2 protein-coding genes are annotated in these 2,683 nt (G+C 63.9%); both read right to left on the bottom strand.

What is annotated here, in order from left to right:
• Positions 1-440 (bottom strand): LpxD N-terminal domain-containing protein (locus ACTHLF_RS18100; protein WP_440329158.1); only part of this gene is annotated, 440 nt, incomplete at its 3' end.
• A gap of 79 nt (positions 441-519) precedes the next feature.
• Positions 520-2,683 (bottom strand): outer membrane protein assembly factor BamA (gene bamA, locus ACTHLF_RS18095; RefSeq protein ID WP_440329157.1); only part of this gene is annotated, 2,164 nt, incomplete at its 5' end.

Here is a 2,683-nt window from a genome sequence, read left to right as displayed (position 1 = left end):
GGGCCGATCGTGCAATGCGGGCCCAGGATCGCGCCCTCTTCGATGACGGCGCCGTCTTCCACGACGCAGCAGGGGCCGATGCTGGCCGTCGGGTGGACGCGGGCCGAGGGCGCCACGACCGCGCTGGCATGGATGCCGCGGGGCGCGTCGCCGGTGTGTTCGAAGAGCGCGGCGATCTTCGCGTAAGCCACGTAAGGGTCTTTCGCGACCAGCGCGGCGCCAGCGCGCAGGGGCAGGGCATCGGCGTTCAGGACGACGATGCCGGCCTGGGTTTCCGCCAGCTGCGACGTGTATTTGGGGTTCGAGAGGAACGTGAACTGCGAGGACGTGGCGGCGGCGAGCGTGCCGACACCATCCACGGTCGTGGACGGATCGCCGTGCGCCTCGAGGCCGAAGCGTTCGGCGAGTTCGGCGAGGGTGTAGTGGGGATTGCCGCTCACGGGGGACTCCCAAAAGAGAAGGGGTGGCAGGGGATAAGCCTGCCACCCCGGGATTGTACAAACGGCGACGCCGGGATTTTTAGAGCTGGCTGCCGAACGTGAACTGGATGCGCTCGACGAAGCGGTTGTCGCCATCCTGCTTACGGAACGGCACCGCGAAGTTGATGATCAGCGGGCCGATCGGCGCCTGCCACTGCAGCGACAGACCGGTCGATGCGCGCAGCTCGCTGGCCTTGAACGTCGAGTAGCTCTGGTAGACGTTGCCGACGTCGACGAACCAGGACACGCGGGCGGTGTTCACATCCTTCAGGAACGGCAGCGGCAGGAAGACCTGCGCCGTACCGAGCGTCTTGAACGCGCCACCGACCGGCTGGCCGTAGCTGTAGTAGCCACCCGTACACTGGTTGCGCTTGTCCGGCGCGGAGCTGGCGCTGCCACCGTCGCAGAGGCGGGGACCCAGGGTGTTGTCCTGGAAGCCGCGGACGTCACGCACACCACCGGCGTAGTAGTTCTCCCAGAACGGGAACTGCACCTTCTGGCCCTTGGTGTAAAGCTTGACCGGGTTGCCGTTCGCGTCCAGGCGGATCTGGCCGGTCGCCGGATCGATGTCGTAGCCGTCGTGGTCGTACTTCTGGCCGTAGGTATTGCCGTAACCGACCTGGCCATCGAGGTAGAGCACGAAGCCCTTGCCGATCGGCCAGTAGTGGTTCGCCTCGGCGAAGATCTTGTAGTACTGCACGGTGGAGCCGGGCAGGGCGCCCGAGATCGACAGCGACAGCTGGCCACCGCGCGTCGGCGCCCAGTAGCTGTTGCGGGTGTCGTGGGTGTAGCCGAGGCTCGAGGTCCACGAGTGGATCGTCTTGTTGCCCAGCGCGTCCTGGTAGGCCACGAGCTGGCGCGGAGTGTAGAACGAGCTGTTGATCAGGTTCGAGCTGATGCCGAGGCTGGTCGAGAGCGAATCGAAGTCGGTGATGGGGATCGACAGCGTGCTTTCGAACGACTTGGTGCTGTACGTGTAGTTCGCGAGATCGGTATCGCCGTAATCGAGCTTGCTGTAACCGAGGTTATAGCCCAGCGCGATGCCCGAATCCGTGAGGTACGGGTTCACGTAGCTGGCGTTGACGCGCTTGTAGTACGTGCTGGTTTCCGCGCCGATCGAGAAGCGATCGCCGGTACCCATGAAGTTGTTCTGCGAGACCGACGCCGACAGGATGATGCCGGAGTACTGCGAGTAGCCCACGCCGAACATCAGCGAACCGGCGGACTGCTCCTCGACCTTCGCGGTGAGGTCGACCTGGTCGACGGTGCCGGGGACGAGCTGCTTGTCGATGTCGACCGTCTTGAAGAAGCCGAGGCGCTGCAGGCGGGTCTTCGAACGATCGATGGCGCCCTGCGAATACCACGCGCCTTCGAGCTGGCGCATTTCGCGGCGGAGCACCTCGTCTTCCGTGCGGGTATTGCCCTGGAAGACCACGCGGCGCACGTACACGCGCTTGCCCGGTTCGATGAACAGGGTGAGGTCGGCGGTGCGCTTGTCCTTGTCGAGCTTCGGCACCGGCGTGACCTTGGCGAAGGCGTAACCGATGTTGGCGAGGATGGCCTTGATGGCGTCGCTCGACGCTTCGATGGCGGCGCGGTTGAACGTATCGCCCTTGTGGATGTAGACCAGCTTGCGCAGCGTGTCTTCCGGCAGGATCAGTTCACCGAGCAGCTTCACGTCGGAGACGGTGTAGACCTCGCCTTCCTTGACGCTGGCGTCGACGTACATGGCGCGCTTGTCCGGGCTGATCGCCACCTGCGTGGAATCGATGCCGAAATCGGCGTAGCCGCGGTTCATGTAGTAGTTGCTGAGCTTTTCCAGGTCGCCCGAGAGCTTCTCGCGCGAGTACTGGTCGTCCTTGGAGTACCAGGACAGCCAGTTGGACGTATTCGATTCGAAGCCGTCGCGGATCTGCTTGTCCGTGAACGCCTTGTTGCCGACGACGTTGATCTCCTTGATCTTCGCGGCCTTGCCTTCGCGGATCTCGATATCGATGGCGACGCGGTTGCGATCCAGCTGGGTGACGTGCGGATCGACCGACACGTTGTACTTGCCGCGGTTGTAGTACTGGCGGATGAGTTCCTGCTGCACGCGGTCGAGCGAGAGCCGGTCGAAGGTTTCACCCTCGGCGAGGCCGATCTCCTTCAGGCCCTTGCGCAGGTCTTCTTCCTTGATGTCCTTGTTGCCACGCAGGGTGAGCTTG

Origin of the sequence: Luteibacter sp. (assembly GCF_051958795.1) — a bacterium.
In the GTDB taxonomy this organism is placed as follows: domain Bacteria; phylum Pseudomonadota; class Gammaproteobacteria; order Xanthomonadales; family Rhodanobacteraceae; genus Luteibacter.
Note: the sequence above shows the minus strand (reverse complement) of the source record. Positions and strands in the feature narration are given on the sequence as shown.